The organism is Streptomyces sp. NPDC056527, assembly GCF_042794475.1.
In the GTDB taxonomy this organism is placed as follows: domain Bacteria; phylum Actinomycetota; class Actinomycetes; order Streptomycetales; family Streptomycetaceae; genus Streptomyces.
The window spans coordinates 1-26,509 of the sequence record NZ_JBHTTQ010000004.1 but is presented as its reverse complement, the minus strand read 5'-3'; the positions used below and the strand labels follow the sequence as shown (position 1 = coordinate 26,509).

The window sequence follows — 26,509 nt, the reverse complement described above, 5'->3', positions numbered from 1 at the left end:
TATCCTGAGAGCCCTGGCCATCGGCTGACGAAGGAGTCCGAAGGTGCCGTCGATGCTCGATGCCGTCGTCGTGGGGGCGGGACCCAACGGACTGACCGCCGCGGTGGAGCTGGCCCGACGGGGCTTCTCCGTCGCCGTGTTCGAGGCCGGATCGACCGTGGGCGGGGGTGCCAGGACCGAGGAGTTGACCCTCCCCGGGTTCCTGCACGACCCCTGTGCGGCCGTGCACCCGCTGGGATTCGGCTCACCCGTCTTCAAGACGATGCCGCTGGACCGGTACGGCCTCGAGTGGCTGCACCCCCGACTCCCCATGGCCCATCCCTGGGACGACGGCACCGCCGCCGTGCTCTCCCGGTCCGTCGCCGAGACCGCGGCCTCCTTCGGGCCGCGTGACGCCGGGACGTACCGCCGGCTCGTCGCCCCCTACCTCGGCAAGTGGGACACCCTGGCACGGGACTTCATGTCCCTGCCGCTCACGGCGCTGCCCCGGGACCCGCTCACGCTCGCCCGGTTCGGCCTCGACGGAATGCGGCCCTCGACCTGGCTCCTGCGCCGGTTCAAGGACGAGAAGGCGCGTGCCCTGTTCGCCGGGCTCGTCGGTCATGTCATCGCCCCGCTGGGCGGGTTCGCCACCACCGCGGTCGGCCTCGTCTTCGCGCTGGCCGCGCACGAGGGCGGCTGGCCGATGCCGCGCGGCGGCTCCCAGTCCATCTCGGACGCCCTCACCGCGTATCTGAAGGACCTGGGCGGCGCCGTCCACACCGACTACGAGGTCAAGCGGCTCGACGACCTGCCGCCGGCCCGCGCGTACGTCTTCGACACCTCGCCCACCGCCCTGGCACGGATCGCCGGATTCGGCGGCTACTACGACCACTACCGGTACGGCGCGAGCGTCTTCAAGGTGGACTACGCGCTGGACGGCGCCGTGCCGTGGACGGCGGAGGCACCGCGCCGGGCGGGCACCGTCCAGATCGGGCCCACCAGCGGCGAGATCGGCACCGCCCTGAACCAGGCGTCCTCCGGCATGGCCCCCCGCACGCCCTTCCTCATCACCGCCCAGCCCAGCCTCGTCGACCCCGGCCGCGCCCCCGAGGGCAAGCAGTCGTTCTGGGTGTACGGCCATGTGCCGAACGGCTGGCGGGGCGACCTCACCGATGCCGTGGAGCGTCAGATCGAACGCTTCGCCCCCGGCTTCCGCGACCTGGTCCTGGCCCGTGCCACCGCCGGACCGCCCGAACTCGCCGCCCGCAACGCCAACTACGTGGGCGGGGACATCGCCTGCGGCGCGGCCCGCGGACTCCAACTGCTGCTGCGCCCCAGGCTGTCGGCGCGTCCGTACGACACCCCGCACCCGGCGGTCTTCCTCTGCTCCGCCGCGACCCCGCCGGGCCCGGGTGTACACGGCATGTCCGGTCACAACGCGGCCAAGGCGGTCTGGCGCCGGCTGCGCGCGACACGGAACTGACGACCGTACGAGGGCCGGTGTCCGTACGGCCTCCGCGGTGTCCGAGGCGCCCGGCGGCCGTCCGCGCCGTCCGAATTCCCGAGGCGTCGGCGCGAGGACGGCGCGATGATGGCTCCATGAGCACAGAGCCGTCCCTCGTCCTCGTCTCCGGCGACATCACGGACCAGCACGTCGACGCCGTCGTCAACGCCGCGAACTCCTCCCTGCTCGGCGGGGGCGGCGTCGACGGTGCGATCCACCGCAGGGGCGGTCCCGAGATCCTGGCGGAGTGCCGCGCGCTCAAGGCCGGCCACTACGGCAAGGGCCTTCCCACCGGCAAGGCGGTCGCCACGACGGCGGGGCGCCTCGACGCGCGCTGGGTGATCCACACCGTCGGCCCGGTCTGGTCCCGGGACGAGGACCGGTCGGAGTCCCTGGCCTCCTGCTACCGCGAGTCTCTCCGGGTGGCCGACGAGCTGGGCGCCCGTACCGTCGCCTTCCCCGCCATCTCCACCGGGATCTACGGCTGGCCCATGGACGACGGCGCCCGCATCGCGATCGAGACCGTGCGGAGCACGGAGACGTCCGTCGAGGAGGTCAGGTTCGTCCTCTTCGACGAGGAGGCGTACCGGGCCTTCGCCCTGGCGGTCCGCGCCTCGTAGCCCCGGCGGGGGAACTCGGAAGGGCAGGCAGCCGTTTCCAGGGGGACGCGCGGCACACGCGCGGCGTGGACGGACGGCTAGCCGAGGTGGCACGGATGGCGATGTGGGACCGGATCAAGGACCAGGCCAAGGGGCTCCAGCAGCAGGCGCAGGGAGCACGGAGCGCCGGCGGTCACGGGCAGCCGGGCGCGGGGTCGGGTACGGGGTCGCGCGGAGGATCGAAGGCCCAGCTCGTCGGCGTGCTCAAGACCCAGCTCGCCTCCCTCAAGACGGAGCTCAAGAGCGGCGCGTACCGGGACGCGAGCATGGCCATGTGCGCGCTGGTCGCGGCCGCCGACGGGTCGGTCGATCCGGTGGAGCGGCAGCACGTGGAGTCGCTCATCCTGCAGAACGACGTCCTGCGGAACTTCCCGCCGGACCAGCTGCGGCAGCGGTTCAACAAGCACGTCGACCAGTTGACGTACAACTTCCAGCAGGGCAGGACGGAGGCCCTGCAGGAGATCGCCAAGGCGGCGAAGAAGCCCGTGGAGGCCAAGGCGGTCGTGCAGACCGGCTTCGTCGTCGCCGGCGCGGACGGCTACATCGCCCCGGCCGAGGAGCAGGTCCTCCGGGACGCATGCGCGACGCTCGGCGTCTCCCCGCAGGAGTTCGGCCTCTGACGCGGCCGGCCGGCGCCGGGGTGGTCGCCCCGGCCGCCGGCCGACGGCGGCGGCCCGGGAGGCCGCCTGGCATTCAGCCCCGGCCGCTGCCGCCCGGAGCCGTCGGGCGCGGGTAGATCCTGGACTGCTTCACGCTGCCGAAGGCGAAGCTGGACTCGATGGACGCGATACCGGGGATGGCGTGGATCCGGTTGCGCACCAGCGCCTCGTACGCCTCCAGGCTCTCGATCACGACCCTGAGCAGGTAGTCGCTGCTGCCGGCCATCAGATAGCAGTCCTGGATGTGCTCGATGAGGCCGACGTGCTCCTCGAACACGTTGACGGCCTCGGCGGTGTGGCGTTCCAGCCGGATCCGTACGAAGACGGTGATCGGCAGGCCGAACGCGACCTGGTCCACCATGGCCGTGTAGCCGCGGATCAGGCCCGCCTCCTCCAGGCGGCGCACCCGGCGCAGACACGGCGAGGGCGACAGCCTGATCCGGTCGGCGAGATCCTGGTTGGACAGCCGGCCGTCCTGCTGCAACTCGTGGATGATCTGCAGGTCCACCGCGTCCAAAGCCGCTCCTTCGTCATTCCTTGGCAGATTCTGCCCCCACGCTAGGGCTGGAGGGCAGAACTGGCAATCGGCTGCCCCGCTGAAAGCTCTACCGTTGCCCGGAGCAGTGGTGCGAGCAGGAGGACTCTTCGGTGGGTGGGATACGAACGGCGGCAGCACCGCCCGTGGAGACGCGCGGCGTCGGCCGGACCGGGTCGCTCTCGCCACAGGCCGTGGGCCTCGTGGCCCTGCTGCTCACCGTGGCCATCTGGGCCGCGTTCGCCCTCAGCGCCCGTGCGCTGAGCGCCTCCACGCTGCTGCCCGCCGACGCGGCCCTGCTGCGCTTCGGCGTGCCCCTCGTGGTCCTCGCGCCCGCCCTGTGGCGGCGCAGGCGCCGGCTGGCCGCGGTGCGGCCCGGCCCCGCCCTCAAGATCATCTGTGGTGCGGGGGTCCCGTTCTTCCTCGCCGCCATGTACGGCGGTTCGCTCACCTCGGCCGCGTTCGTCGGGGCGATCGTCCCCGGGATGGTCCCGCTGTTCGTCTCCGCCCTCATGGTCGCGGGCGGGAAGAGCGTCCCGCGCGGTACCCAGACGGCCGGTCTCGCGATGATCGTGGCCGGCGTCGTGGCGCTGGTGTGGCGGCACACGGCGGCGCTGGACGCGGACGCCCTGCTCGGCGTCGGCACGCTGCTGGTCGCCAGCGGGCTGTGGGCCCTCTACACCGTGGGGCTGCGCGAAGTGGACCTCGACCCCGTCGGGTCCATCGGACTGCTCTGCCTGCCCTCCTTCGCCGTCATCGCGCTCCTGGCCCTGACCGGGGTCCTGCCCACCGGAATCGCCCACGCGGCCGGCGGCGACATCGCGCTGTTCCTCGTCGTCCAGGGTCTGGGCGTCGGCCTGTGCGCCGGACTGCTGTACGCGTTCGCCATCCGCCGGCTGGGACCGGAGCGCAGCTCGGTCGTCGGCAGCCTCAGCCCGGTCGCCGTCGTGCTGCTGGCCGTCCCTCTCCTCGACGAGTCGCCGACCCTCTCCGTCCTGGTCGGCGTGCCCCTCATCACCCTCGGCGTCGCGCTCGCCAACCGGCGCCCCCGATCCAAGGTCTCCGCCCATGCTTGAGCTTCTGTCCGCCCCGCCCGTGGACCCGCTGTGGGACCTCGCCGCCGAGTTCGCCGCCGATCCGCGCCCCGAGCGCCTGAACCTCGTGCTCGGCGTCTACCGCGACCACACCGGGGTCACCCCCGTCATGGCGGCGGTCAGGGAGGCCGAGATACGCCTGGCGGAACGCTCCGCCTCCAAGGAGTACCGCGGGCTCTCCGGCAACACCGCGTTCAACCGCGCCATGCTCTCCATGGTCCTCGGCACCGACGCCCTGACCGCACGGGCCACGGCCGTCCAGACCGTCGCGGGCACCGGAGCCCTGCGTCTGCTCGCCGATCTCGTGAGCCGGACGCGCCCCGGCACCACGGTGTGGATCAGCGACCCCGCGTACGTCAACCACCGCCCCATCCTGGAAGGCGCCGGTCTCCGGGTCCGGACGTACGGCCGGCTCGACTCCACGGGTCTGCCGGACACCGCGGCCGTGCTCGACGACCTGAGCGCCGCCCGCCGGGACGACGTCGTCCTGCTCCAGGGCTGCTGCCACAACCCCACCGGAGTCGACCCCTCCTTCGACACGTGGGAGGAGCTGGCCGCACTCGCCGCGACCAACGGCTGGATCCCGTTCGTCGACCTCGCGTACCACGGGCTCGGCGACGGCCTCGCCGCCGACCTGCGGGCCACCCGGATGCTGGCCGAGCGGCTGCCCGAGGTGCTGATCGCCGTCAGCTGCTCCAAGAACTTCGGCCTGTACAGCGACCGCACCGGGTGCGCCATGGTCGTGGGCTCGTCGGGCAAGGCGCTGAGGCACGTCGAGACGGCGCTGCAGAACGCCGCGCGCACCCTGTACTCGATGCCGCCCGAGCACGGCGCGGCCGTCGTCGCCACCGTCCTGGAGGACGAGCGGCTGCGGGCCGCGTGGCTGGCGGAACTCGACGGAATGCGTCACCGCATCACGGCCAACCGCGCCGACCTCGTCGCCCATCTCGGGGCGCTCGGCCAGGACGAGCAGGCGACGTCGCTCGCGCGGCAGAAGGGCATGTTCTCGATGCTGCCGCTCACGCCCGACCGGATGGCCCTGCTGCGCGAGCGGTTCGGCATCTACGGCACGACCACGGGCCGCATCAACATCGCGGGCGTCTCCGCGCACCGCATCCCGTACCTGGCGCAGGGCATCGCCGCCGTGCTGGAGACGCCCCGCGCCATGTCGTCGGTCTGACCGTCACGCCTCCGGGGGAGCGGGGCGGCACAGCAGGGCGGCCGGGGAGGTCCGGGCACCGAACCGGGTGGTGAAGGCGATGCCCGCCGCGTACTCGCCGGGCAGGCACTGGCCCTTGTAGTGGCCGCTCGCGTACTCCCCGCCGGGCGTGCCCGCCGGGCGGTTGTCACCCCGGTCGAACCACACCGTCCGGCCGCCGCTCACCGGGAGCGCCGTACGGGCCGGGGCGCACAGGGCGGCCGAGACCCGTTCGCCGCGCAGGCTGTAGCCGATGAGGAACAGCCCCGCCGGGCACTGGAACTTGGTGTATCCGGTGGCCCAGTCGCCGCCCGCCGGGACGTGCGACTCGTCGCGGACGACCGTGTGGCCGCCGGTGCCGGCCCGCAGCGCCGAGCTCGCGCACAGCCCGCGGCCCCCGGTGTGGCTGAGCCCGGCCAGCCGGGAGCCGTCGGGACAGACGGCCTTGCGGGCGCCGCTGTCCCAGTCCCCGCCCGCCCGCACGCGCAGCGAGGCGTTGTGGTCGCGATGGTCGGTCGTCAGCTGGTACCAGGCGGGCGTGGCGGGTACGGCTCCGGTGCGGCCGGGCGTGCCGGACAGCCCGGTCCACGACGGGGTGCGCCAGTCACCCGCGTCCAGGACCCCGGTCCGCCGGCCCTCGGAGTCGTACCGCAGCAGCGCCCAGCTGTCCCCGCCGCCGCCACCGCTCCAGCCGACGAGCGGCCAGTACGCGTAGTCCACGTCGGCGTCGGTGAGCAGCTCGGTCAGGTTGCGGAACCAGTCACGCGGGCGGCTGTTCGTCTCGTCGGCGCCGATGCCGAACTCGCTGATCCAGACCGGGGCGGTGAAGTGCTTCCCCGTCTCGGCGGAGACGTAGAGCGCCTGGTCGTGGACGACCTGACGGAGCTGCTCGCGGCCGAGGTCCTGGTAGCGGAGGTCGCTGGTCTCGCCGATGCCCGTGGCGCCGCTGTGGTTCGGGCCGGTGTAGCCGTAGAAGTGGGCCGAATAGACGAGCTTGCCCGACACCACCAGGGTGTGCGAGAGGGTGCGGACCGGGGTGAGGGTGGGGCGGCCGTGCGGGAGGCCGTCCACCGGAATGCCCTGCCAGTTGATGCCCTCGACGACGATGAGCAGATCCGGGTTGGCCTCGGCCAGGATGCGGTCGCCGGCCTCCTGCGCGGCCGCGTGCCAGTCGTGGTTGTCGCCCAGGCCCCAGTTGGGGTCGTCCCAGATGTCGCGGCGGACCTCGTTGTACAGGTCGGCGCCGACCACGCGCGGGTTGGCGCGGTAGCGCTTCGCCATGAAGACCCAGTCGTCGGCCCACCGGGCGGTGGACTGCCCGCTGCTGTTCCAGCGTTCGTTGCCGTCCACCGCGCAGCACCAACGTGTCGTCACGGTGTGGTTGTTGAGGATGACGGCGAAGCCGTCGGCGGTGAGGGCGGCGACGACGGTGTCGAAGACCTGCAGCGGGGTCTTGCCGCGCAGGGCCGGATTGGCCGCCACGGCGCCGTCCGGCACGGGGGCCGTCGCGCGCATCTCGTTGGAGAAGGGGAGCCGGATGCTGTTCAGCCCCAGGGCGCGGAAGTCGGCGAGGAGGGTGGGCAGCGGGGTGCGGTCGAGGCCGAGAGGGATGCCGTGGGAGGGCTGCCCGGCATGATGGCTGCCCGGGTCGGCGATGTCGCCCGAGCCGTTCCAGGACCCTTGGGCGCCGTCCCAGTTGCCGGACCGGAGCCGGAATCGGTTGCCGTGGGCATCGACCACATGGCGCCCGCGGGTGGACAGCGGCGGGGTCCAGTCGACGGCGGCGTCCGCCCGGTCCGCCGCGGCCCGTACGGGCGGAAGAGGACCGGCCTGCGCCGCGGCACCCGGCATGGTCGGCACCAGCAACGCGCCCACCAGGAGGACGCCTCGGACCACACGTAACACGCTCTGCATCTCGTACCTGCCATGACGGTCGGGGAGTGGGCGCGCGCCAAGTTACCGGCGGGTCGGTAGGAGTGGAACCCACACGGAACGGAGCGGTGCCACAGCGCCCCGTTCCGACGGCTCGGATAGGGTGAATGGGAAGGAAGGCACCCCCCGGGGTTAGGTCGAAGCGTTGGACACTTTTCAGTCGCCGAGCGAGACGCCGGAACGGCCACCGGCGGCCATCGGATACGCGGGTGTACTGCGCGAGCTGCTGCCGATCGCTCTGTGGAGGGAGGACGCGGACGGGTGTGTCGTGGAGTGGTCGCTGGCCGCCCAGGACCTGCTCGGCCACCGCCCCGAGGACGTCCTCGGCCGCCCCGCGTCACCCATTCTGGTCCCCGACGCCAACCGGGAACTCGCCGATCAGCTGACCCTCCGTGTCCAGGCCGGAGAGACCGTCGTCGGCACCCTGCCCGTACGCCACCGCGACGGTCACCAGATCACCATGGAGATGTGGATCGTCCCCGAGGTCGACCCCCAGGGACGGCCCGGCGCGATGCTCATCGCGGTCGAGACCTCCGAGGTCCTGCGGATGCGGGACTCGCTCGCGGCCCTCCAGAGCCTCTTCACCCAGTCGCCCATCGGCCTCGCCACCCTCGGCCCCGACCTGCGGTTCCTCCGGGTCAACGACGCCCTCGCGCGGATGAACGGAGCCTCCGCCGAGGAGCACCTGGGCAAGCGGCTGACCGAGGTGGTGCCCGGCGTCAACGCCGTCGCCCTGGAAGCCACCATGCGGCAGGTCCTCGAACGCGGCGAGGCCGTCGTCGACGTCCGACGCACCGGACGGACCTCGGCCGACCCCGACCACGACAGGACCTGGTCCTGCTCCTACGCCCCGCTCCTCGACGGCTCGGGCCGACGGCTCGGCCTGATCGCCTCCCTCATCGACATCACCGAGGGCCAGCGGGCGCTCGTCGAGGCCGAACGGGCCCGGCGCCGCTTCGCCCTCCTCGCGGAGGCGGGCACCCGGATCGGTACCACCCTCGACCTGAGCCAGACCGCCGAGGAGATCGTCCAGGTCCTGGTGCCGCAGCTCGCCGACTCGGCCGATGTGCAGCTGCTGGAGAGCGTCATCGAACCCGACGAGGCGGGCGCCTCCAGCCATGGCCTGCTGCGCCGCCTCGCGGCCGTCTTTCCCGACCCGACCGCGCCCACCGCCCTGCTCGTCCCGGGACAGACCTTCCAGATCCCGCTCGGCACCGTGTACGAGCAGGTCATCACCGACGCCCGGCCGATGAACCTCTACCACTCCGACCTCCCGGCGCTCTTCCCCGACCCGCGCACCGACCCCCTGAAGGCCTACTTCCAGACCAACATCGGATCCGCGCGCATCGTCCCCCTCGTCGCCCGCGGCAAGGTGCTCGGCGCCGTCAGCATGACCCGCCTCAAGGAGCGCGAACCCTTCGACGAGCAGGACTGCGTCCTCGTCGACGAACTCGTCGCCCGCGCGGCCCTGAACATCGACAACGCCCGGATGTACACCACCCAGCGCGAGGCCGCCCTCACCCTGCAACGCAGCCTCACCAACAGCGCCCTGCCCAAGGTCGACGGCCTGGAACTCACCGGCCGCTACCTCCCGGCGAGCGACCACGACGTGGGCGGCGACTGGTACGACGTCATCGCCCTGCCCGAGGGCCGGACGGCTCTCGTCATCGGCGACGTCATGGGGCACGGCATCCACGCCGCGGCCGTGATGGGCCAGCTCCGTACCGCCGTACGCACCCTCGCCCGGCACGGGGTACCGCCCGCCCGGCTGCTGCGCTCACTCGACGCGGCCGTCGCCGACCTGGGCGAGGACGAGATGGCGACCTGTGTCTACGCCGTCCACGACCCGGCCACCGGAGGGGTCGTCATCGCCCGGGCCGGCCACCCCCCACCGGCCGTGGCCACGGCGGACGGGACGATCACCTTTCTGGAGGGCCCTCCCGGCACCCCGCTCGGCACCGGAGCCCAGGACTTCCGGACCGAGGAGCTGCGGCTCCCGCCGGGCAGCCTGCTGGTGCTGTACACCGACGGACTCATCGAGGCCAGGGACCGGGACCTCGACCAGGGCATGGACCAGCTCGCCCAGGCGCTGCTGCACATCGAGCAGCCGCTCAGCCAGCTGTGCGACGACATCCTCGAGCGACTGCTGCCCTGCGCGCCGCCGGACGACGTGGCCGTACTCCTGGCCCGTACGCCCCTGCGGTGACGGCGGGGCCACCCCTCACCAGGCCAGGTCCTCCAGCGCGTCGAGGTCCGGCACCGGGAGTCCCGGAAGCTCCGAGTCACGCGTGGTCAGGGGAAGTTCGGCCCAGATGACCTTGCCGCGCTGGGTGTAGCGGGTGCCCCACCGCTCGGCGAACTGGGCGACGAGGAACAGACCACGGCCGCCCTCGTCGGTGGTGGCCGCGTAGCGCAGATGCGGGGCGGTGCTGCTGCCGTCGGAGATCTCGCAGATCAGCCGACGGTCCCGGAGCAGCCGGACCCGGATGGGCTCGGCCCCGTACCGGATGGCGTTGGTGACGAGCTCGCTGAGGATGAGTTCGGCGGTGAACGAGAGGGAGTCCAGCTCCCAGGCGGCCAGCTGCGCGGCGCCCGCGTTGCGGATCCGGGAGACCTCGGCCGGGTCGGCGGGCACGTCCCACTCCGCGATCCTGTCGGCCTCCAGGCGCCGGGTGTCGGCGACCAGCAGCACGATGTCGTCGTCCGGAGCGGGTACGAGCAGCGCGGCCAGGACATCGGCGCAGGCCTGCTCCGGGCTGCGCCCCGTCGTGGCCAGCGCGTCGCACATCAGCCCGAGCCCCGTGTCGAAGTCCCGGTCACGATCCTCCAGGAGACCGTCCGTGAACAGCACCAGCCGGCTCCCTTCCGGCAGCTGCAGCTCGGTCACCTCGAAGGGCATCCCGCCCACCCCGAGCGGCAGGCCGGCCGGCACCTCGGGGAACTCCACCCGGCCGTCGCGATGGACCAGCGCGGGCCCGGGGTGCCCGGCCCTGGCCATGGTGCAGCGCCCGCTCGCGGGGTCGTAGACGACGTACAGGCAGGTGGCACCGGTCATCCGCTCGTTGCCCCCGTCCTCCTTGTCGTCGGCGTCGCCCGCACCGGCCTCGTCCCCGTACTCCCCTCCGGTGTCGGGCCGGTCGATCCGGTCGATCAACTCGTCGAGGTGGCCCAGGAGCTCGTCGGGCGGCAGGTCGAGGGTGGAGAAGTTGTGCACCGCCGTACGCAGCCGGCCCATCGACGCCGCGGCATGGAGACCGTGCCCGACGACATCGCCGACGACCAGCGCCACCCGGGCACCCGGCAGCGGGATCACGTCGAACCAGTCGCCGCCGACCCCGGCCTTCGCCGGCAGGTAGCGGTAGGCCACGTCGACCGCCGACAGCTCGGGCAGGACGCGGGGGAGCAGACTGCGCTGCAGCGCCACCGCCATCGCGTGCTCACGGGTGAACCGGCGGGCGTTGTCGATCGAGACCGCGGCCCGCGCGGTCAGCTCCTCCGCGAACGTCAGGTCCTCCTCCCCGAAGGCGTCGGCGCTCTCGGCCCGCCAGAAGTTGGCCATCCCCAGGACGACACCCCGGGCCAGCAGCGGCACGGCGACGAGCGAGTGCAGCCCGAACGCGAGGGCGTCCGTCGCCCCCTCGGGGTCCTGGGCCTGCCAGCCGTCGGCCGTCATCAGGTCCCCCACCAGCACCGCGTGACCGCCGTCGAGCGCCCGCGCCATCGGCGTCGTCGGCACGACGAACCTGATCACGTCGCCCACCGGCTGGAACGGATGCTCCGTCTGGGTGCCGTTCAACGCCGTACGACGCATCTCGGTGAACGCCCCCGACGGCTCCTCGCCGCGCAGCACCGGCTCCAGCAGCTCCACGGTGACGAAGTCCGCGAAGCGCGGCACCGCGACCTCCGTCAGCTCCTCCGCGGTCCGCACGACGTCCAGCGTCGTCCCGATCCGCACCCCGGCCTCGTACAGCAGCTGCAGCCGGCCCCGGGCCACCTCGGCCCGGCCCGAGACCGTGGAGAGCTCGGTCGAGTCCCGCAGGGTCATCACGGTCCCGGTCGGCCGGCCCCGGTACGGCTCCGTGGGGCGTACGTTGACGGCCAGCAGCCGGTCGCCCGCCAGATGCACCTCGTCGGTCACGACCCGCCCGGAGGAGAGCAGTGCGGCGGTACGGGGGTCCAGTCCCAGCTCGGTGACGTGCCGTCGCTCCGCGTCGGGCGCCAGGTCGAGCAGGCGGCGCGCCTCGTCGTTGGCGAGCAGCAGCCGGCGGTCCGCGTCGATGATCATCACACCCTCGCGCACCGCGTGCAGGACGGCCTCGTGGTGCTCGTTGATCCGGGTCATCTCCAGCGGGCCCAGACCATGGGTCTGCCGGCGCAGCCGCCGGCTCACCAGCGCGGCGCCGCCCACCGCCAGCAGCAGCGCCCCCGCGGCCGTGCCGAACAGCAGCGGCAGCTGGTCCTCGACCACGTTGCCGACGTTCTGGATCTCGACGCCCGCGCCCACCAGGCCGACGATGGCGCCGCCCTCGGTCCGTACCGGGACGATGGCCCGGACGGCGTCCGTCGGCTCCCCGGTGAAGACCTCCGTGAACGACTCACCGGCCCTGGCCCGTGCGATGTCGCCGGTGGCGCGCTGCCCGATCAGCTCGGGCCGGGAGTCCGTGTAGCGGATACCGTCGGGTGTCATCACGGCGAGGAAGTCGAGCCCCGAGGCCATGCGGGCGGCCTCGGCCCGCGCCTGGAGCAGGACGGTGGGATCGGGCGCCTTCAAGGAGTCCACCAGCCCCGGCGCGTGCGCGAAGGCCTCCGCCGCTGCGAGCGAACGGTTGCGCGCGTCACGCTCCGTGTCGTACCGGGCCTGGAAGAGCAGGGCCAGCGCCCCGGCGGTCACCAGCAGCACGACGATGACCGCCTGCAGGGCGAACACCTGCCCGGCGACGCTGCGCAGCCCCAGCCCCTTGGGTCGGCGGCCAAGACGTCCGGTCATGGGGTGCTTCTCGGAGGTTCGGCTGTCGTCACTGGTTCGTCTGTCACCCGTCCACTTCCTCGGTTTCCCTTCCATGCTGCTCCTGCCGGGGCGGGATATCGAGGCGAGGCGGGGCGTGATGGGGCCGTCGGGGCCGATCCGCGCGCGGGAACGTCCATGTCGTTTTCTCGCCAGCCGCCCGCCCGGGGATCCCCGATCCTGGAGTCATGCACACCGACACCGAGCGCTGCGTACGGGCCGTCCGGTCGAAGGACGCCCGCTTCGACGGCGTGTTCTTCACCGCCGTCCTGACCACGCGGATCTACTGCAGGCCCAGCTGCCCGGTCGTGCCGCCCAAGGCCGAGAACATGGTCTTCCACCCGAGCGCGGCCTCCTGCCAGCGCGCCGGCTTCCGGGCCTGCAAGCGCTGCCGCCCCGACACCAGCCCCGGTTCGCCCGAATGGAACGTGCGGGCCGACGCCGTCGCCCGGGCCATGCGGCTCATCCAGGACGGTGTCGTGGACCGCGAGGGCGTGCCGGGGCTCGCGGCCCGGCTCGGCTGGTCCACCCGCCAGATCGAGCGGCAGCTCCTCGCCGAGCTGGGCGCGGGACCGCTCGCACTGGCCCGCGCCCAGCGCGCCCAGACCGCCCGGCTGCTCATCGAGACGACCCCGATGCCCATGGCCGAGATCGCCTTCGCCGCGGGCTTCTCCTCCATCCGTACCTTCAACGACACCGTCCGCGAGGTCTTCGCGCTCGCGCCCGGGGAGCTGCGTGCCCGCGCCGCGCGGTCGCGGGGCGCCGCGGACGCCCCGCGCACCCCGGGCGTGATCGCGCTTCGGCTGCCGTACCGCGCGCCCCTCAACCCCTCCAACCTCTTCGGCCATCTCGCGGCGACCGCCGTCCCCGGCGTGGAGGAGTGGCGGGACGGCGCGTACCGGCGGACCCTGACGCTGCCGCACGGCCACGGCATCGTCGCCCTCGCGCCCCGGCCCGACCACATCGCCTGCCGGCTCTTCCTCACCGACCCACGCGACCTCACCCTCGCCATCAGCCGTTGCCGCTGGCTGCTCGACCTCGACGCCGACCCGGTCGCCGTCGACGAGCAGTTGTGCACGGACCCGCTGCTGGCCCCGCTGGTCGAGCGGGAGCCGGGCCGGCGCGTGCCACGGACCGTGGACGCCGCCGAGTTCGCCGTACGGGCCGTGCTCGGTCAGCAGGTCTCCACGGCCGCCGCCCGCACCCACGCGGCCCGGCTCGTCACCGCCCACGGCGTTCCCGTCGAGGACCCCGAGGGCGGCCTCACCCACCTCTTCCCGACCCCCGAGGCGCTCGCCGGGCTCGACCCCGAGTCCCTCGCGCTGCCCCGCAGCCGCCGCACCACCCTCCTCACCCTCGTCGAGGCCCTCGCCGACGGCTCCCTGAGCCTCGGCCCGGCCACCGACTGGGGCGAGGCCCGCACGCGGCTGCTCGCGCTGCCCGGCTTCGGCCCCTGGACCACCGAGGTCATCGCGATGCGGGCGCTCGGCGACCCCGACGCCTTCCTCCCCGGCGACCTCGGCGTCCGCCGCGCCGCCGAGGGCCTCGGGCTGCCCGCCACCCCGGCCGCGCTGACCGCCCGCGCCGCGCGGTGGCGGCCCTGGCGGGCGTACGCCGTCCAGTACCTCTGGGCCACCGAGAGCCATCCGATCAACCACCTCCCCGCCTGAGGAGCCGCGCGCCATGCCCACCGTCCAGCACACCGTCATCGACAGCCCCTACGACGCGCTGACCCTGGTCGCCGTCGACGGCGTCCTCAGCCGCATCCACATGACCGACCAGCGCCACCGCCCCGCCGAGGAGACCTTCGGCGAGCCCGACCAGCGCCCCTTCGGCGAGGCGATCCGCCAGCTCGACGCCTACTTCGCCGGTGAACTGACCGAGTTCGACCTGCCGTTGAAGCTGATCGGAACTCCGTTCCAGCGGCGGGTGTGGGAGCAGCTCACGCAGATCCCGTACGGCGAGACGCGCACCTACGGCGAACTGGCGGAGGCCCTCGGCAGCCCCGGCGCCTCACGCGCGGTCGGCCTCGCCAACGGCAAGAACCCCGTGAGCATCGTCGTGCCCTGCCACCGGGTGATCGGGGCGAGCGGCTCCCTGACCGGGTACGGCGGCGGGCTCGGCCGCAAGCGGCGGCTCCTGGCCTTCGAGTCGGGCTCCGCCGAGCCGGGCGCGCTGTTCTGAACCCGGACCGGGTGTGATGGCGAGCCCCGCTAGGGTTCGGCCGTATGACCGACCGCGTTCTGGAGCTCTTGCGCAGCCGCCCCGATCTGGCCGAACTGGCCGCGTTCCCGTTCAACTTCGATGTGGGCCGGGCGTACCACGTCGAGCCGGTGCACCTGGCGTCCGGCGCGTCGTTGGAGCCGATCGCCGGTGACGACACGGGCGGCACGTACTTCCTGAGCGGCGGAACGGCCGTGCTCCACGCATCCTCCGAGGGGAGCGCCGTGCTGCTCGCCGACAGCGTCGGCGAGGCGCTCGAGATGCGGATCCGGCTGCCCTGGTGGTGCGAGAACATCTCCTCCGAGCTCGGCGAGGAGGAGCTCCTCGCCGAGACAGGGGCGGCGGACGAAGAGGCGCGGGAGGAGTTCGCTCCCGAACTGGACGCCCAGCGAGCGGCGTTGATCAGCGGGCTCGGGCTGCCGGAGCGGCCGCTGGTCGAGCTCGTCGCCCTGTCGGAGTCGGCCGGCCGGCGCACCGAGCCGGATCACCTCCTGCTCAACTCCGACGAGCTGTGCGCGTACCGGCTGCACGAGTCGTACCGGCAGCCCCTGCGTGAGATCGTCCTCGCCCCGGGCCGGGAGGCGCTGGAACGGCTGCGCTCCGGCGACGTCGACGCGCGCCGGGAGGTCGCCGATGATGCGGTGCTGCGCGCGGCGACGGTACGAGCGGCGTGGTACGACCGACGGGACGGCGACCTGCCGCTGTTGCGGTTCCTGCTGGAGCACGAGAACGCCGAACGGACCGACTGGTACCGGGAACGGCGACTGGCCGCGCTCCTGGTGGCGGCGTACGGCCGGGCCGAGGACGTCCCGCTCCTGCGGGCGGCCACCCACGGGGAGGTCACCGACAGCGCCGGAGGCGTGGAGTGGGCCCGCGCCGGGGTGGCCGAGGACAGCGAGTTCACCTGGATCGAACTGGCCCACCGCCAGGGGCGTACCGAGCACGCCCGGGTCGCCCTGATCCGGATGCTGGACGACACGGGCCCGGACGCGGACCGGCTCCGGGAGCTGAGCCGTGCGCTGGAGCGCCTCGGCGACCACGCACAGGCGGCGCGCGCCCAGTTCGACCTCCTCTCGCTCCAGGACACGGTCCGGGGGCGGGCCACGGAGGCCTACGTCCTCGCCCGCCTGGAGCGCCGCAAGGGCGACCTCGCGGCGGCGGGGCGGGCACTGGAGCGGGCCAGGGCCGCGGTCGGCGCCGACGCCACCGAATGGCACCGCCGGGGCGTGGGCCGGCTCATCACGGAACAGCACCTGGAGCTGACGCTCGCCGCCGTCGAGGCGGGCGACACGAACCTCGCGAAGGCGACGATGGCGCATGCGGCAGTGCTGCTGGACAGGATCGCCAAGCCGTCGGTCAAGGCGCTCGGTCCGCTGTCCGCACGGGCGAAATGGGCGGTGGCCGGGCTGCGCCGCTCCGACGGCTGACCCGGCCTCCGCCCTCAGGCCCCGAGGCGTGTCAGCAGTGCCGGCAGCGAGGTTCCGATCGGCTCCCGGACGATCTCGTCGGCGATCTCGTCGTACGGAGTGGGCTCGGCGTTCACGATGATCAGCCGGGCTCCGTGCTCGGCGGCGATGCCCGCGAGGGAGGCCGCCGGCTGGACCTGGAGGCTCGTACCGACCGCGACGAACACCTCGGTGGCCTTCGCGATCGACATCGCCTCGCCCAGCACCACCGGGTCGAGCCGCTGGCCGAACATCACGGTCGCCGACTTCAGGATTCCGCCGCAGCTCAGGCACTTCGGGTCGTCCTCGCCGGCCTTCACCCGCTCCAGTGCCTCGGCCATCGACGAGCGGGCATGGCAGCCGGTGCAGACCACCGACCGGGCCGAACCGTGGAGTTCGAGGACCTTGCGGTCCGGCACCCCGGCGATCTGGTGCAGCCCGTCGACGTTCTGCGTGATCACCCGGAGCGCGTTCCCGGTCCGCTCGAACGCGGCGACGGCCCGGTGCGCCGCGTTCGGCTCGGCGCGCAGCACCGGCCCGTCGAGACGCATCCGCCACGCCCGGCGCCGGATCTCCGGATCGGCCATGTAGTGGTCGTACGTGGCGAGCTTCTCGGCCTCCGGGTCACGCGTCCACACGCCGTTGGGCCCCCGGTAGTCCGGGATGCCGGAGTCCGTGGAGATGCCTGCCCCGCTGAGGATCGCGACCATGGTCATACCGGGAGCGTAGGCAGGTCCGCGTGGCTCCCGCGAACGGATTAACGGGTGTGCCGTGCAGGCCGAGGCCAGGGCCGCCCCTCGCACTCGACGCCGAACCCCGCGGCCTCGTTCAGCGCGGTGCCCGACCGTTCTCCAGCTCCGCCGGGCCCCGGCCGGTCGCGAGGACGTCCAGGGCGACGAGGACGCGCAGAGCCAGGCTTCCCGGGAGGTGGGCGGTGACCTCGTCGCGGGTGATCAGCTTCCAGGACAGCAGCTCCTCCTCCTCGAGCCGGATCTCGGCGAACCGCTCGTCCGACAGCACCCCGCCGTCGTACACGTACGCCACGATGGGCGGCCGCTCCGCGCCGTGCACCCAGTCGACCGCGAGCAGCGGTCCCAGCTCCACGTCCAGGCCGATCTCCTCGGCCGTCTCGCGGCGTGCCGCCTGACGGGGCGTCTCGCCCGCGTCGGACTCGATCGTCCCGCCGGGCAGCGCCCACCCCTCGCGGTAGTTCGGCTCGACGATCAGGACGCGGCCCGCCGCGTCCCGGAAGAGAGCGGCGGCGCCGGCGAGGACACGCGGCAGGGTGGCGATGTACGCGGCGTAATCGGTCGTCGTCATACCGTCAGCGTAGCCAGCCGCAGCGTCCGCTCCGCCAACTCGCCGATCCGCACCCCGTCGAAGCCGAACACCGCGCTGCGCACCCGGTCCCGCAAGGGCTCCGACCATTGCGGAGGGATCGCCGCCGCACCGCACATCACCCCGGCCACCGAGCCCGCCGTCGCTCCGTTCGAGTCCGTGTCCAGGCCGCCGCGGACCGTCAGGGCGATCGTCGTGGTGAAGTCGCCGCCGCCGTACAGCAGTCCGGCCGTCAGCACCGCCGCGTTGGGAACGGTGTGGATCCAGCCCAGGCCGGCCGTCTCCTCGGCGAGCACGGAGAGGGTGTCGGACCACTCCACCTTCGACTCGTACAGGGCGATCGTGTGCCGCACCGTCCGCGCCAGGCGGCTGCTCGCCGGGATCCGCTCCAGCGCCGTCTCCAGAGCTGTGCGCACGTCCGGCGCCGTGAACGCGGCGGAGATCAGCGCCGCCGCCCACATCGCGCCGTACACCCCGTTGCCCGTGTGCGACAGCACCGCGTCCCGCCGGGCCAGCGACGCGGCCCGGCGCGGATCGCCTGGGGAGGTCCAGCCGTAGACGTCCGCCCTGATCAGCGCACCGATCCACTCCTGGTGCGGATTGTCGTACGTCGCGGTGAGCGGCGGCTTCAGACCGTTGGCGAGATTGCGGTACGCCGTCCGCTCGGCGGTGAACGTCTGCAGATAGGGCAGGCGCAGCAGCCAGAGCTCGCCGACCTGTTCCGTGGTGAAGGCGAAGCCATGGGTCTCCAGGAGGTGCAGACCGAGCACCGAGTAGTCGACGTCGTCGTCCCGGCAGCTCCCGTCGATCCGCCCGCGCACGCACTGCGGCCACTCGGGCCGCAGCTCGAACCCCGCCGCCAGGGCGTCCGCGGGCGGCGGCGGCAGGTAGTCGGCGAGCGGGAGCGCGTCGGTGAGCCGCAGGTACCGGTCGATGTGCTCGGGAGTCCAGTGATCGCCCCGCTCGACCGGCTTGCCGAGCATGTTCCCGGCGATCCGTCCCGTCCAGCCGCCGAGGATGCGATCGGCGAGTTCGTCGTGCGTGAGCGCCATACGTCCGGTGTACCGAATCACCCGTCCCGGCGCGCGCCGACGCGTCCGGGCGTTCGGATAGCCCCCTTATAGTGCGGAATATCGTCTTATCAGGGGGTGGCATGGTGTCGGCGGGTGCGGATAGGGTCGGCTCGGCGCGACTGCACGTTCGAAAGCAAGGGATGCAAGGTGACGGACGGAGCAGTAACTGAGGTCGCACGCGTACTCGTCGCGGCCGACAAGTTCAAGGGCTCGCTCACGGCCGTACAGGTCGCGGAGCGGGTCACAGCAGGTCTGCGACGGGTCGTCCCGGAGCTGGAAGTGGAGACCCTGCCGGTTGCGGACGGCGGCGACGGTACGGTCGCGGCCGCCGTGGCGGCCGGTTTCGAACGCCGTGAGGTACGGGTCACCGGGCCCGTCGGCGACCCCGTGACGGCGGCGTTCGCGCTGCGCGGCACCACGGCCGTCGTGGAGATGGCGGAGGCCTCGGGCCTCCAGCTGCTTCCGACGGGCGTCTTCGCGGCCCTCACGTCGACGACGTACGGCTCCGGCGAGCTGCTGCGCGCCGCGCTGGACGCGGGCGCGACGACGATCGTCTTCGGCGTCGGCGGCAGCGCGACGACGGACGGCGGGGCGGGGATGCTCGCCGCGCTCGGCGCGGTGTTCCTGGACGCGCAGGGCGAGCCGGTGGGCCCGGGAGGAGCCGCGCTGGCGTCGCTCGCCTCCGCCGACCTGTCCGGTCTCGACCCGCGCTTCGCCTCGGTGGACCTGATCCTGGCCAGTGACGTCGACAACCCGCTGACCGGCCCGAAGGGCGCCCCGGCCGTGTACGGCCCGCAGAAGGGCGCGTCCCCCGAGGACGTCGAGACGCTGGACGCGGCGCTCGCGCACTTCGTGACCGTCCTGGAGAAGGCCATCGGCCCCAAGGCGGCGGAGTGCGCGGTCGCGCCCGGCGCGGGTGGTGCCGGCGGTATCGGATACGGCGCTCTCGTCGGCCTCGACGCGAGCTTCCGCCCCGGCATCGAGCTCATGCTCGACGTCCTGGGCTTCGCCCCGGCCCTGGAGCGGGCCACGCTCGTCATCACGGGCGAGGGCTCGCTCGACGAGCAGACCCTGCACGGCAAGGCCCCGGCCGGCGTCGCCGCGGCCGCCCGGGCGGCGGGCAAGGAGGTCGTCGCGGTCTGCGGCCGCCTGGCCCTCGCCCCCGCGACCCTGGGCACGGCCGGCATCCGCCGCGCCTACCCGCTCACGGACCTCGAGCCGGACACGGCGAAGTGCATCGCGAACGCGGGCCCGCTCCTGGAGCAGGTCGCGGCGAACATCGCGCGCGACTTCCTGGCGTAACGCCGACGCGGGCGGGGTGGGGGAATCCACCCCGCCCCTCACCCCGCCGCCGTCAGGCGGAACGCGTCCAGGGCCAAGGTCATCTCCGTGAGGTCCCGCGGTCGGGACAAGGACCTCGACGTCAGCTGCTCCAAGCGGCGGAGGCGGTTGAAGACCGTGTTGCGGTGGCAGTACAGACGCCCCGCCGCCCGCCCCGCCGACCCCTCGCAGTCCAGCCAGACGTCCAGGGTCTCCAGCAGGACCGCCCGGTCCGCCGGATCCAGCTCCAGCAGCCCGCCCAGCACGTCTGTGACCAGCAGCCCGGCCAGCTCCGGCTGGCCCACCACCAACGCCCCGCCCATCCGGCGGTCCAGCCGCACGACCTGGTGGGTATCGGGCGGGCACGTCCGCAGCGCCAGCTCCGCGAGGCGCCGCGCACGACCCAGCTCCGACAGACCCGTGACCACCGGGCTGATCCCGCCGGGACCCGGGCAACGGCCCTCCAGGAGCTCCGACAGCGCGTCCAGGCCCGTGCCCTCCGCCAGCGACACCACCCCGAACTCGCAGTCGGCCCCCATCCGCCACAGGAACCGCACTCCGGCCCCCTGCACCCGCCGGTGGAACGGCTCCGGCACCTCCCGGCGGTCGTGGCGCAGCACCACCACCGCGTACCGCCCGTGCTCCGGCAGGTCCAGGCCCGCCGCCGCGCGTGAGGTCACCTCCGGCGAGCGCTGCCCCTGAAGCAGGGCGTCCAGGAGGGCCTGGAGCTGCTCGTCCGTACGGCGCCGCAGCTCCAGCTCCGTCGACCGGTACGCCTCCGACGCCGTGTCCGCCTGCGCGTCCACCGCCGACCACACGATCGTCGCCGACTGCGTCAGCGCGGCCAGTCTCGGCGGGAACGCCGACGCGTCCTCGATCAGCGCGTCCCAGACCAGATGCCCGGCATGCCGGTACGCATGCACCACCAGCTCCACGGGCATCCCCTGCTCGGCCCGCCGCCGCCCCATCTCGTCCGCGTGTTCCAGATCCCGCCGCGGCGAGTCCCGGGGCGCCGAGATCATCTCGATCCCGATCCGCATCGCCTCGTGGGCCTCCTGCCAGTGCTGGTCGTACGGCACGATCCGGCCGTACGCCGGCTCGTACGCATGCAACTCCCTCAGATGCTCGTCCACCAGCTCGGGCAGCCGCTCCAGAAGCGCCGTACACGCCTCCGCCAGCAGCTTCCAGTCATCGCCGGTCCGCGGTCTGCGCCGTCCCATGCCCGGAGGATGCCACCCCGCACCCCTTCCCGACAGGCCCCTGACACGCGGTGTTGTGCGCGTGCACAACCCACCGCCGCGCCCGCTGGTCACCGGCAGCGTTTCGGCCGCCGCACGTGGACGCACGGCCCCACGCGGTGTTGGGGTGAGCGCCACTGAACGGGCCCACGGAAGGGGAACCATGGGAGGTACCGCACTCGCCCTCGAGGTGGCGGACCTGTCGGCGGGATACGGACCGGTTCGCGCCCTGCGGCAGGTGTCACTCGCCGTGCCGGAGGGCAGCGTCGTCACCGTCCTCGGCGGCAACGGCGCGGGCAAGTCCACGCTGCTGCGGGCCATCTCGCGCACACTGCCGTTCCACGGCGGAGCCGTCACCTCCGGCACCGTCAGCCTGGGCGGCCGGGCGATCGGCGGGCTCGCACCCGACCGGATCGTGGCCGCAGGGGTCTCCCAGGTGCCGGAAGGCCGTCAGGTCTTCGCCCGGATGACCGTCGAGGACAACCTGCGGGCGGGAGCCCTCGGCGCGCCGGGAGACCGCGCCGCCAGGGGGGCGGCCCTGAAACGGGTCCACGAACTCTTCCCCGTCCTTGCCGAGCGCGCCCACCAGCGCGCCGGGCTGCTCAGCGGCGGCGAACAGCAGATGCTGGCCGTCGGTCGCGCCCTGATGGCCTCGCCGAAGCTGCTGCTCCTGGACGAGCCCTCGCTCGGCCTCGCGCCGCTGATGGCCGCCCGGATCGCCGACACCATCCGCGAGATCAACGCCCAGGGCACGGCCGTGCTGCTCGTCGAGCAGAACGCGGCGCTCGCGCTGCGGCTCGCCTCCCGGGCGTACGTCCTGGAGGTCGGCGAGGTCACCCTCTCCGGCCCGGCCGCCGAACTCGCCGCCTCCGACGAGGTCCGCCGCCGCTACCTGGGCGTCGTGGACGAGGACGCCGCCGCCGACGCGGCGGGCGCCGCGACCACGCACCCGGTCCTGGCCCGCTGGGAGGGCGGCCGATGACGACGACCGCCGCCCCGCCCGCGGCCGGCCGCACACCGCGCGCCGACGCCTTTCGCCCGATGCCGTCCCGTGGGGAGAACCGATGAGCCAGCTCCCGCCTCCCGGCGAGGCGGCCGCCGAGACGGACCGGGCCACCGCCGTGTCCGTACCCGCCCTCGAAGTCCGTGACCTGACCGTCCGCTTCGCCGGGCTCACCGCCCTCGACTCCGTCGGCTTCACCGTCCGGCCCGGCACCGTCCACGCCGTCATCGGCCCCAACGGCGCCGGCAAGTCCACCTGCTTCAACGTCCTCTCCGGGGTCTACAAGGCGACGTCGGGCAGCGTCCGCTTCGGCGAGCACGAGCTCACCGCGCTGCCGCCGCACAAGATCGCCGACCTCGGCGTCGCCCGCATCTTCCAGAACCTCGCGCTGCCGCCCCGCGCCACCGTCGAGGACAGCCTGATGCTCGGGCGCCACCGGCTCACCCGGACCGGCTTCGTCGCCGCCGGGCTCCGGCTGCCATCCGCCGCCCGCGAGGACGCCCGCCACCGTGCGAGGGTCCGCGAGATCGCCGCCTTCGTCGGTCTGGAGAAGCAACTCGCCCAGCCCGCCGGATCGCTCCCGTACGGGCAGCAGAAGCTGGCCGAACTGGCGCGCGCCCTCTGCATGGAGCCCAAGCTGCTGCTCCTCGACGAGCCCGTCGCCGGCATGACCGCCGACGAGCGCCGCCGTACCGCCGCCGTCATCGCCGGCGTCCGCGACAGCCTCGGGATCTCCATCGTCCTCGTCGAGCACGACATGGGAGTGGTGATGCGGCTCGCCGACGCCGTCACCGTCCTCGACTTCGGCCGTCGCATCGCCGACGGCGCCCCCGGCGACGTACAGAACGACCCGGCGGTCGTCCGCGCCTATCTCGGAGAGGAGACCGCCGAGTGACCACCTTCGCCGAACTCCTGCTCAACGGCGTCTCGTTGGGCTCCATCTACGCCCTCATAGCCCTCGGCTTCGTGGTGATCTTCCGCGCCACCGAGGTCGTCAACTTCGCCCACGCCTCACTGCTGCTGGCCGGCGGCTACTTCACCGCCGTGCTCCATGACGACATCGGCTTCTGGCCGGCGCTGCTCGTCGGCATCGGCGGCGCGGCCCTGGTCGGCGCGGCCGTCGAGTTCCTCGTCATGCGCCGCTACCGCGGCTCCGACCACAGCGTCCTCGCCATCGTGACCATCGGCGTCGACATCCTGCTGGCCACCGAGCTGACCCGCCGCATCGGCACGGACATACTCTCGCTCGGCGATCCCTGGGGCGACGCCGTCGTCACCTTCGGACCGGTCACGATCGCCCAGACCCGGATCGCGGCCTTCCTCGCCGCGGCCCTCCTCATCACCGCCTTCCTCCTCGCGTTCCGCTACACCTCCTGGGGCGTCGCCATGCGGGCCGCCGCCGAGAACCAGGAGACCGCGGCCCTGATGGGCATCCGGCTCGGCCGGGTCTCGCTCGGTGCCTGGGCGGTGGCCGGCGGACTCGCCGCCGTCGCCGCCCTCTTCCTCACCGTCTTCCCGACCCCCGGCCTGGAGCGCACCACCTCGTTCGCCGCGATGAAGGCCTTCCCCGCCGCGATCCTCGGCGGCCTCGACTCCACCACCGGCGCCCTCGTCGGCGGACTCCTGGTCGGCGTCACCGAGTCCCTCGCCACCGGCTACCAGGGCGATCTGACCTTCCTCGGCCGGGGCATCGGCGACCTCGCCCCGTACCTCGTGATGGTCGCCGTGCTGCTGATCCGCCCCGCCGGACTCTTCGGCACGAAGGAGTTGGCCCGTGTCTGACGCGCTTCCCCGCCGTGGAGTCGCCACGCTCGCCCGACCCCGCGTCTACGGATGGGCCGTCGCCGGCCTCGTCCTCGCCGCCTTCCCGTTCTACCTGGACCGCTTCTGGCTCCAGGCCGGGCTCTTCGCCATGGCCGCCGCGATCGGAGCCATCGGGATCAACCTGCTGACCGGCGCGACCGGCCAGCTCTCCATGGGCCACGCCTTCTTCCTCGCCGTCGGCGCCTACGGCTACTGCGCCTTCGCCGGCGACGGGAAGGACGACCTCACCGGGTTCGGACTGCCGGGCTGGCTCGCCGCCGTCCTGGCCGTCGCCCTCGCGGGTCTCGCGGGCGGCGTGTTCAGCCCCATCGCGGGCCGGCTGAGGGGCGCGTACCTCGGTATCGCCACCCTCGCGCTGATCTTCATCGGCCAGCACGTCCTCTTCAACGCCCACGATCTCACCGGCGGCTTCAACGGACGCGCGGTGCCCCCGCTCAGCCTCTTCGGGATCACTTTCGACGACAGCGAGCTCCTCGTCGCCCAGGTGCCCTTCGGCTCGGCCGAGAAGCTCTGGTACCTCGGCCTCGTGCTCCTCCTCGCGGGAGCCCTGTTCGCCCGCGGAGTCCTTCGCGGCCGTCCCGGGCGCGCCATGAACGCCATCCGGGACCACCGGATCGCCGCCGGGGTCATGGGCATCCCCGTGGCCCGCTACCGGGCAGCCGTCTTCGTCCTGTCGTCCATGTACGCGGGCCTCGCCGGCGTCCTGCTCGCGCTGGTCTTCCAGCGGACCGTGCCGGAGTACTTCGGCATGATGCTCTCCCTCGAGTACCTGGCCATGATCGTCATCGGCGGTCTCGGTTCGGTCGCCGGTGCGGTGATCGGAGGCGTCTTCGTCTCCCTGCTCCCGCAGCTCCTCAACCGGTACAGCGACGCGCTTCCCCTGGTCTCCGCCCCCGGGACGGGCGGGATCGCACCGGGGGAGGCTGCCCGCTATCTCTACGGCGCCGCCGTCGTCGCGGTGGTGCTCTTCCTGCCCGGTGGCCTGGTCCGGCTGGCCGCCCGGAAACCCAAGCGAACCGCCAAACCCTCGCACTCCTCTGGGGAGGAACGATGATCCACCGACGACAGGCGACCAGAACCACGGCCGCCGCGCTCGCCACCCTCGTCGCCCTGACCGCCGCCGGCTGCAGCTCCAAGGCCAAGAGCGGCGACGACAACGGCACCGGCGCGGGCGGGGTGAAGGCCGGCAAGGGCGTCACAGACAAGACCATCGCGCTCGGCGCGCTCACCGACATGACCGGCGTGTACGCCACGCTCGGCAAGAGCGTCACGCAGGCCCAGCAGCTGTACGTGAAGCAGGTCAACGCGGCCGGCGGCATCTGCGGCCGGCAGCTGGAGCTGACGGTCCGTGACCACGGCTACGACCCGCAGAAGGCGCTGTCGGCCTACACCGAGCTGGAACCGAAGGTGGTCGGCTACACCCAGTTCATCGGCTCCCCGTTCGTCGCCGCCGTCAAACAGCGCGTCGACGGCCAGGACAAGGGGCTCGTGCTGCCGCAGGCATGGTCGGCCTCGCTGCTCGGCTCCCCGTACATCCGTGTCCTCGGCTCCACGTACGACGTCGAGACGATCAACGCCGTCGACTTCCTGGTCAAGGAGAAGGGGCTGAAGTCGGGCGACAAGCTCGGCCACGTCTACTTCGAGGGCGACTACGGCGAGAACGCGCTGGCCGGCTCGAAGTACGCGGCCGAGAAGGCGGGGCTCACGGTCGTCGAGCAGAAGATCAAGCCCACCGACAACGACATGTCGGCGCAGGTCGCGGCGCTCAAGCAGGCCGGGGTCAAGGGCATCGTCATCAGCGCCGGCCCGCGCCAGGCCGCCTCGCTGGTCGGCGTCGCGGCGGCGACCAAGCTGCTGGTGCCGATCATCGGCAACAACTCGGCCTTCGCCCCGCAGTTGCTCGGCACCCAGGCCGGTCCCGCGCTGGAGAAGATGTACTGGTTCGCCTCCCCGGCCCTGCCCATCGGGGCGGACACCCCGGCGGCGAAGAAGCTCGTCGCCGACTACAAGGCCGCGTACCCGAGCGACAGCCTCGACAACGGCATCGTGGCCGGCTGGACGGCGGCCAGCGTCTTCGGCGAGGCCCTGAAGAAGGCCTGCGCCTCCAAGGACCTCACCCGTGAGGGCATCGACAAGGCGCTGCTGACGCTCAACAGCTACGACGCGGGCTTCGGCAAGCACGACTTCAGCGACCCGAAGGCCCCGTCCTCCCGCGAGTCGGTCATCCTGCAGCCGGACAAGACGATCCCCGGCGGTATGCGCACGGTCCGCCAGCCGGAGGTCTCGGAGGCGGCGAAGGGCTTCACCCCGAAGGTGGGCTGAGCCCCGAGGTAGGTATCGCCCCGTCGCGCCACCCGCGCGGCGGGGCGATACGCGCTGTCCGGCCGGAAGCCCCCCGGGAACCGGTGCCGGCGGCCGTAGGCCCGCCCAGGGCGGCCGTCACGGCCCGCCGGCGCGTACCGGGTCTCCCAGGGGCA

At 73.1% G+C, this 26,509-nt stretch carries 22 protein-coding genes; 15 read left to right on the top strand and 7 right to left on the bottom strand.

Translation table 11 applies throughout. The features are described 5' to 3' along the window. Positions 1–43: 43 nt before the first annotated feature. From ACFQ7Q_RS03390 to ACFQ7Q_RS03380, 3 genes are all read left to right on the top strand, one after another. A complete protein-coding gene (locus ACFQ7Q_RS03390; protein WP_383549189.1) occupies positions 44–1,465 on the top strand; it encodes a phytoene desaturase family protein in 1,422 nt (473 codons plus the stop codon). Between the two features lie 116 nt (positions 1,466–1,581). Then, a complete protein-coding gene (locus tag ACFQ7Q_RS03385) occupies positions 1,582–2,106 on the top strand; it encodes an O-acetyl-ADP-ribose deacetylase (protein ID WP_383549187.1) in 525 nt (174 codons plus the stop codon). 95 nt (positions 2,107–2,201) lie between these two features. After that, the gene (locus ACFQ7Q_RS03380) at positions 2,202–2,765 is read left to right on the top strand and encodes a tellurite resistance TerB family protein (RefSeq protein WP_383549546.1); all 564 of its coding nucleotides are present in this window, start codon (positions 2,202–2,204) and stop codon (positions 2,763–2,765) included. Positions 2,766–2,838: 73 nt separating this feature from the next. Here the strand turns inward: ACFQ7Q_RS03380 and ACFQ7Q_RS03375 are convergent, their stop codons facing one another. Beyond that, positions 2,839–3,312, bottom strand: a complete 474-nt coding sequence (locus ACFQ7Q_RS03375; protein WP_383549543.1) for an Lrp/AsnC family transcriptional regulator — start codon at positions 3,310–3,312, stop codon at positions 2,839–2,841. 140 nt (positions 3,313–3,452) lie between these two features. Here ACFQ7Q_RS03375 and ACFQ7Q_RS03370 point away from each other — a divergent pair, with 140 nt between their 5' ends. Further along, positions 3,453–4,415, top strand: a complete 963-nt coding sequence (locus tag ACFQ7Q_RS03370) for a DMT family transporter (RefSeq protein ID WP_383549184.1) — start codon at positions 3,453–3,455, stop codon at positions 4,413–4,415. Next, complete coding sequence (locus ACFQ7Q_RS03365; protein ID WP_383549181.1) at positions 4,408–5,613, top strand: aromatic amino acid transaminase; 1,206 nt, start codon at positions 4,408–4,410, stop codon at positions 5,611–5,613. The genes ACFQ7Q_RS03370 and ACFQ7Q_RS03365 overlap by 8 nt, the downstream gene beginning before the upstream one ends. A gap of 3 nt (positions 5,614–5,616) precedes the next feature. On the opposite strand, the gene ACFQ7Q_RS03360 is transcribed toward ACFQ7Q_RS03365, so the two are convergent. Further along, a complete protein-coding gene (locus ACFQ7Q_RS03360) occupies positions 5,617–7,545 on the bottom strand; it encodes a cellulase family glycosylhydrolase (protein WP_383549178.1) in 1,929 nt (642 codons plus the stop codon). A gap of 163 nt (positions 7,546–7,708) precedes the next feature. Here ACFQ7Q_RS03360 and ACFQ7Q_RS03355 point away from each other — a divergent pair, with 163 nt between their 5' ends. Beyond that, positions 7,709–9,769 carry a SpoIIE family protein phosphatase gene (locus tag ACFQ7Q_RS03355; protein ID WP_383549176.1) on the top strand — a complete coding sequence of 687 codons (2,061 nt, stop codon included), beginning with the start codon at positions 7,709–7,711 and terminating at the stop codon, positions 9,767–9,769. Positions 9,770–9,784: 15 nt separating this feature from the next. Here ACFQ7Q_RS03355 and ACFQ7Q_RS03350 read toward each other — a convergent pair whose 3' ends face one another. Further along, positions 9,785–12,550, bottom strand: coding sequence for a SpoIIE family protein phosphatase (locus tag ACFQ7Q_RS03350; RefSeq protein ID WP_383549173.1), 2,766 nt, complete (start codon positions 12,548–12,550; stop codon positions 9,785–9,787). A 206-nt stretch (positions 12,551–12,756) separates the two neighbouring features. Here ACFQ7Q_RS03350 and ACFQ7Q_RS03345 point away from each other — a divergent pair, with 206 nt between their 5' ends. The 3 genes from ACFQ7Q_RS03345 to ACFQ7Q_RS03335 are packed head-to-tail and all read left to right on the top strand — an operon-like array spanning position 12,757 to position 16,218. After that, positions 12,757–14,238 (top strand): AlkA N-terminal domain-containing protein, encoded by a 1,482-nt coding sequence (locus ACFQ7Q_RS03345; RefSeq protein WP_383549170.1) that lies wholly within the window; start codon positions 12,757–12,759, stop codon positions 14,236–14,238. Between the two features lie 13 nt (positions 14,239–14,251). Then, on the top strand, positions 14,252–14,752 hold the full coding sequence (locus ACFQ7Q_RS03340; protein ID WP_383549168.1) for a methylated-DNA--[protein]-cysteine S-methyltransferase: 501 nt from the start codon (positions 14,252–14,254) through the stop codon (positions 14,750–14,752). A gap of 44 nt (positions 14,753–14,796) precedes the next feature. Beyond that, positions 14,797–16,218 (top strand): hypothetical protein, encoded by a 1,422-nt coding sequence (locus tag ACFQ7Q_RS03335; protein WP_383549165.1) that lies wholly within the window; start codon positions 14,797–14,799, stop codon positions 16,216–16,218. Between the two features lie 14 nt (positions 16,219–16,232). Here the strand turns inward: ACFQ7Q_RS03335 and ACFQ7Q_RS03330 are convergent, their stop codons facing one another. From ACFQ7Q_RS03330 to ACFQ7Q_RS03320, 3 genes are all read right to left on the bottom strand, one after another. Then, positions 16,233–16,952 (bottom strand): NAD-dependent deacetylase, encoded by a 720-nt coding sequence (locus ACFQ7Q_RS03330; protein ID WP_383549163.1) that lies wholly within the window; start codon positions 16,950–16,952, stop codon positions 16,233–16,235. 112 nt (positions 16,953–17,064) lie between these two features. Continuing rightward, positions 17,065–17,556 carry an NUDIX domain-containing protein gene (locus ACFQ7Q_RS03325; protein WP_383549161.1) on the bottom strand — a complete coding sequence of 164 codons (492 nt, stop codon included), beginning with the start codon at positions 17,554–17,556 and terminating at the stop codon, positions 17,065–17,067. Continuing rightward, the gene (locus ACFQ7Q_RS03320; protein WP_383549158.1) at positions 17,553–18,626 is read right to left on the bottom strand and encodes an ADP-ribosylglycohydrolase family protein; all 1,074 of its coding nucleotides are present in this window, start codon (positions 18,624–18,626) and stop codon (positions 17,553–17,555) included. Before ACFQ7Q_RS03320 ends, ACFQ7Q_RS03325 begins: the two co-directional genes overlap by 4 nt. Positions 18,627–18,794: 168 nt before the next feature. Between ACFQ7Q_RS03320 and ACFQ7Q_RS03315 the strand changes: the two genes are divergently transcribed. After that, a complete protein-coding gene (locus tag ACFQ7Q_RS03315) occupies positions 18,795–19,949 on the top strand; it encodes a glycerate kinase (RefSeq protein WP_383549156.1) in 1,155 nt (384 codons plus the stop codon). 38 nt (positions 19,950–19,987) lie between these two features. Here ACFQ7Q_RS03315 and ACFQ7Q_RS03310 read toward each other — a convergent pair whose 3' ends face one another. Continuing rightward, positions 19,988–21,187: a PucR family transcriptional regulator gene (locus ACFQ7Q_RS03310; protein WP_383549153.1), complete on the bottom strand. Its 1,200-nt coding sequence runs from the start codon at positions 21,185–21,187 to the stop codon at positions 19,988–19,990. A gap of 181 nt (positions 21,188–21,368) precedes the next feature. On the opposite strand from ACFQ7Q_RS03310, the gene ACFQ7Q_RS03305 reads away from it, so the two are divergent. The 5 genes from ACFQ7Q_RS03305 (at position 21,369) to ACFQ7Q_RS03285 (ending at position 26,354) form a co-directional block, all read left to right on the top strand. Further along, positions 21,369–22,187 (top strand): ABC transporter ATP-binding protein, encoded by an 819-nt coding sequence (locus ACFQ7Q_RS03305; RefSeq protein WP_383549150.1) that lies wholly within the window; start codon positions 21,369–21,371, stop codon positions 22,185–22,187. An 82-nt stretch (positions 22,188–22,269) separates the two neighbouring features. Beyond that, the gene (locus tag ACFQ7Q_RS03300; protein ID WP_383549148.1) at positions 22,270–23,103 is read left to right on the top strand and encodes an ABC transporter ATP-binding protein; all 834 of its coding nucleotides are present in this window, start codon (positions 22,270–22,272) and stop codon (positions 23,101–23,103) included. After that, positions 23,100–23,990, top strand: coding sequence for a branched-chain amino acid ABC transporter permease (locus ACFQ7Q_RS03295; RefSeq protein WP_329114013.1), 891 nt, complete (start codon positions 23,100–23,102; stop codon positions 23,988–23,990). The genes ACFQ7Q_RS03300 and ACFQ7Q_RS03295 overlap by 4 nt, the downstream gene beginning before the upstream one ends. Continuing rightward, complete coding sequence (locus ACFQ7Q_RS03290) at positions 23,983–25,086, top strand: branched-chain amino acid ABC transporter permease (protein ID WP_383549146.1); 1,104 nt, start codon at positions 23,983–23,985, stop codon at positions 25,084–25,086. The genes ACFQ7Q_RS03295 and ACFQ7Q_RS03290 overlap by 8 nt, the downstream gene beginning before the upstream one ends. Then, complete coding sequence (locus ACFQ7Q_RS03285; RefSeq protein ID WP_383549143.1) at positions 25,083–26,354, top strand: ABC transporter substrate-binding protein; 1,272 nt, start codon at positions 25,083–25,085, stop codon at positions 26,352–26,354. Before ACFQ7Q_RS03290 ends, ACFQ7Q_RS03285 begins: the two co-directional genes overlap by 4 nt. The last annotated feature ends 155 nt before the right edge of the window (positions 26,355–26,509 follow it).

Bases quoted from the DNA above. Each gene is read 5' to 3' on its own strand.
- ACFQ7Q_RS03385 (WP_383549187.1), top strand. From the start codon at position 1,582: ATGAGCACAGAGCCGTCCCTCGTCCTCGTCTCCGGCGACATCACGGAC.
- ACFQ7Q_RS03380 (WP_383549546.1), top strand. From the start codon at position 2,202: ATGGCGATGTGGGACCGGATCAAGGACCAGGCCAAGGGGCTCCAGCAG.
- ACFQ7Q_RS03365 (WP_383549181.1), top strand. From the start codon at position 4,408: ATGCTTGAGCTTCTGTCCGCCCCGCCCGTGGACCCGCTGTGGGACCTC.
- ACFQ7Q_RS03360 (WP_383549178.1), bottom strand. From the start codon at position 7,545: ATGCAGAGCGTGTTACGTGTGGTCCGAGGCGTCCTCCTGGTGGGCGCG.
- ACFQ7Q_RS03350 (WP_383549173.1), bottom strand. From the start codon at position 12,550: ATGACCGGACGTCTTGGCCGCCGACCCAAGGGGCTGGGGCTGCGCAGC.
- ACFQ7Q_RS03345 (WP_383549170.1), top strand. From the start codon at position 12,757: ATGCACACCGACACCGAGCGCTGCGTACGGGCCGTCCGGTCGAAGGAC.
- ACFQ7Q_RS03340 (WP_383549168.1), top strand. From the start codon at position 14,252: ATGCCCACCGTCCAGCACACCGTCATCGACAGCCCCTACGACGCGCTG.
- ACFQ7Q_RS03335 (WP_383549165.1), top strand. From the start codon at position 14,797: ATGACCGACCGCGTTCTGGAGCTCTTGCGCAGCCGCCCCGATCTGGCC.
- ACFQ7Q_RS03330 (WP_383549163.1), bottom strand. From the start codon at position 16,952: ATGACCATGGTCGCGATCCTCAGCGGGGCAGGCATCTCCACGGACTCC.
- ACFQ7Q_RS03325 (WP_383549161.1), bottom strand. From the start codon at position 17,556: ATGACGACGACCGATTACGCCGCGTACATCGCCACCCTGCCGCGTGTC.
- ACFQ7Q_RS03320 (WP_383549158.1), bottom strand. From the start codon at position 18,626: ATGGCGCTCACGCACGACGAACTCGCCGATCGCATCCTCGGCGGCTGG.
- ACFQ7Q_RS03310 (WP_383549153.1), bottom strand. From the start codon at position 21,187: ATGGGACGGCGCAGACCGCGGACCGGCGATGACTGGAAGCTGCTGGCG.
- ACFQ7Q_RS03305 (WP_383549150.1), top strand. From the start codon at position 21,369: ATGGGAGGTACCGCACTCGCCCTCGAGGTGGCGGACCTGTCGGCGGGA.
- ACFQ7Q_RS03300 (WP_383549148.1), top strand. From the start codon at position 22,270: ATGAGCCAGCTCCCGCCTCCCGGCGAGGCGGCCGCCGAGACGGACCGG.
- ACFQ7Q_RS03285 (WP_383549143.1), top strand. From the start codon at position 25,083: ATGATCCACCGACGACAGGCGACCAGAACCACGGCCGCCGCGCTCGCC.